At 65.2% G+C, this 3,369-nt stretch carries 2 protein-coding genes; both read right to left on the bottom strand.

All coding sequences use genetic code 11. The features are described from left to right. Positions 1–1,692, bottom strand: a 1,692-nt coding sequence (treS, locus tag AB0C59_RS34705; protein ID WP_363011840.1) for a maltose alpha-D-glucosyltransferase, incomplete at its 3' end; no start/stop codon positions are given. After that, positions 1,689–3,369, bottom strand: a 1,681-nt coding sequence (locus AB0C59_RS34700) for a maltotransferase domain-containing protein (protein WP_363011838.1), incomplete at its 5' end; no start/stop codon positions are given. The genes treS and AB0C59_RS34700, both read right to left, overlap by 4 nt.

The raw sequence follows: 3,369 nt of genomic DNA, 5'->3' as shown, positions 1-3,369 counted from the left end.
GTCCTTGCGTAGGCGGAACCAGTAGAAGCCGTGGCCTGCGAGGGTGAGGAGGTAGGGGAGTTCTCCGATGGGGGGGAAGCGGACCTGGCCGATGAGTTCGACGGGGTGGCGGCCGGTGAAGCGGCGCAGGTCGAGTTCGGTGGGCTGGGCGAAGCGGGAGAAGTTGTGGACGCACAGGACGAGGTCGTCGCCGTACTCGCGTAGGAAGGCCAGGACGGCGGGGTTGGTGGAGGGGAGTTCGGTGTAGGAGCCGAGTCCGAACGCGGGGTTCTGCTTGCGGATCTCGATCATGCGGCGGGTCCAGTGCAGCAGCGAGGACGGGGAGGACATCGACGCTTCCACGTTGGTGACCTGGTAGCCGTGGACCGGGTCCATGATCGTGGGCAGGAACAGGCGGCCCGGGTCGCAGGAGGAGAAGCCCGCGTTGCGGTCCGGGGTCCACTGCATCGGCGTGCGGACCGCGTCGCGGTCACCGAGCCAGATGTTGTCCCCCATCCCGATCTCGTCGCCGTAGTACAGGATCGGCGAGCCCGGTAGGGACAGCAGCAGGGCGGTGAACAGTTCGATCTGGTTGCGGTCGTTGTCCAGCAGTGGTGCCAGCCGGCGCCGGATCCCGATGTTGGCCCGCATCCGCGGGTCCTTCGCGTACTCGGCCCACATGTAGTCGCGTTCCTCGTCGGTGACCATCTCCAACGTCAACTCGTCGTGGTTGCGCAGGAAGATGCCCCACTGGCAGCCGTCGGGAATCGCCGGGGTCTTCGCCAGGATCTCCGAGACCGGATGCCGCGACTCCCGCCGCACCGCCATGAAGATCCGCGGCATCACCGGGAAGTGGAACGCCATATGGCACTCGTCCCCACCACTCGGGTAGTCACCGAAGTAGTCGACGACGTCCTCGGGCCACTGGTTCGCCTCCGCCAGCAGCACCGTGTCCGGATACTGCGCGTCGATCTCCTTGCGCACCCGCTTCAGGAACTCGTGGGTGGCGGGAAGGTTCTCGCAGTTGGTGCCCTCCCGCTGATACAGGTACGGCACCGCGTCCAGACGGAACCCGTCGATCCCCAGATCCAACCAGAACCGCAACGCGGAGATCATCTCCTCCTGCACCGCCGGGTTCTCGTAGTTCAGATCCGGCTGATGCGAGAAGAACCGATGCCAGAAATACTGCTTCCGCACCGGATCGTACGTCCAGTTCGAGGCTTCGGTGTCCACGAAGATGATCCGCGCGTCCGGATACTGCTTGTCGTCCTTCGCCCACACGTAATAGTCCCCGTAGGGGCCGGTCGGATCGGTGCGGGACTGCTGGAACCACGGATGCTGATCACTGGTGTGGTTCATCACGAAATCGATGATCACCCGCATGCCCCGCTGATGCGCCGCGTCCACGAACTCCACGAAGTCCGCCAGATCCCCGAACTCCGGCAACACCGCCGTGTAGTCGGACACGTCATACCCGCCGTCCCGCAACGGGGAGGAGAAGAACGGCGGCAACCACAGACAGTCCACCCCCAACCACTGCAGATAGTCCAGCCGCGCCGTCAACCCCTTCAGATCCCCGACCCCGTCCCCGTCGCTGTCCTGGAACGACCGCACCAGAACCTCGTAGAACACGGCACGCTTGAACCACTGCGGATCCCGCTCCGCGGCGGGAGTGTCCTCGAACGTGTCCGCAACAGGCTCGTTGACCATCATGTGGCCACTCCTTCACTCGACCCCGCCCACGACCCCACCGACCGCCGCCGCACGCTCAGCACGTGCGCCGGACTCCGCCCCGGCTCAAGGCGCACATAGTTCGACCGGCCCCACGCATACACCGCACCGGTCAACTCGTCACACACCTCCAACGACGCATCCCCGTCGAACCCCAACGCCGCCAGATCCAACGACACCGTCGCCTCCTGCACCCGCCACGGATCCAGATTCACCACCACGACCACCACATCCGCACCCGAACACTTCGAGTACACGATCACCTGATCGTTGTCCGCCTCATGAAAACGCAGATTCCGGAGCCTTCGCAGCGCCGGATGCGAACGCCGGATCATGTTCAACCGGGTGATCAACGGGACGATCGTGCGCCCCTCCCGCTCCGCCCGCTCCCAGTCACGCGGCCGCAACTGATACTTCTCCGAATCCGCGTACTCCTCACTCCCCGGCCCCGCGGCCTGGTTCTCGCACAACTCGAAACCCGAGTACATGCCCCACGACGGCGACAACGTCGCCGCCAGCACCGCCCGCACCTCGAACGCACCCCGACCCCCCTCCTGCAGATACGCATGCAGAATATCCGGCGTGTTCACGAACAGATTCGGCCGCAACACCGCCGACGTCCCACCCGACAACTCCGTCAGATACTCCGTCAACTCCCCCTTCGTGTTCCGCCACGTGAAATACGTGTACGACTGCTGGAACCCCACCTCGGCCAACACCCGCACCATCGCCGGCCGCGTGAACGCCTCCGCCAAAAAAATCACATCAGGATCCGACCGCCCGATCTCCCCCAACACCCGCTCCCAAAAAACCACCGGCTTCGTATGCGGATTGTCCACCCGAAAAATCCGCACCCCCCGCCCCATCCACAACCTCAACAACCGCACCGACTCCGCCACCAGACCATCCATGTCCCCATCGAAAAACACCGGATAGATGTCCTGATACTTCTTCGGCGGATTCTCCGCGAACGCCACCGACCCATCCCCACGCCACCGAAACCACTCCGGATGCTCACCCACCCACGGATGATCCGGCGAACACTGCAACGCGAAATCCAACGCCACCTCCAACCCCACACCCCGCGCCCGCTCCACGAACCACACGAAATCCTCCACCGACCCCAACTCCGGATGCACCGCCTCATGCCCACCCGCAGCAGACCCGATCGCCCACGGCACCCCCACATCCCCCACACCCGCCGACAACCCGTTGTTCCGCCCCTTACGAAACGTCGACCCGATCGGATGCACCGGCGGCAGATACACCACGTCGAACCCCATCGACGCGATCACCGGCAACCGCCGCGCCGCCGACCGAAACGACCCGTGCGGCACCCCAGCCGTCCCCTCCGACCGCGGAAAGAACTCGTACCACGACCCGAACAACGCCCGCTCCCGCTCCACCAGCAACGAGAACACCCCCGACGACGACACCCCCTCCCGCAACGGAAACCGCCCCAACACCCCACTCACACCATCCGCCAACCCCGCCGCCAACCGAGCCGACGGCGCACACGACACATCCCGCAACCCAGCAACCGCCCCCACAACCACCTCACGCCCCGACCCCTCCGGCACCCCCACCACCGCACGCTCCAACAACTCCGCACCCTCCAACAGCACGAGCTCCGTGTCGATGCCGGCCGGGATCTTGATC

Source organism: Streptomyces sp. NPDC048664 (assembly GCF_040650555.1).
In the GTDB taxonomy this organism is placed as follows: domain Bacteria; phylum Actinomycetota; class Actinomycetes; order Streptomycetales; family Streptomycetaceae; genus Streptomyces.
This window is presented reverse-complemented; position numbering and strand designations above follow the sequence as displayed.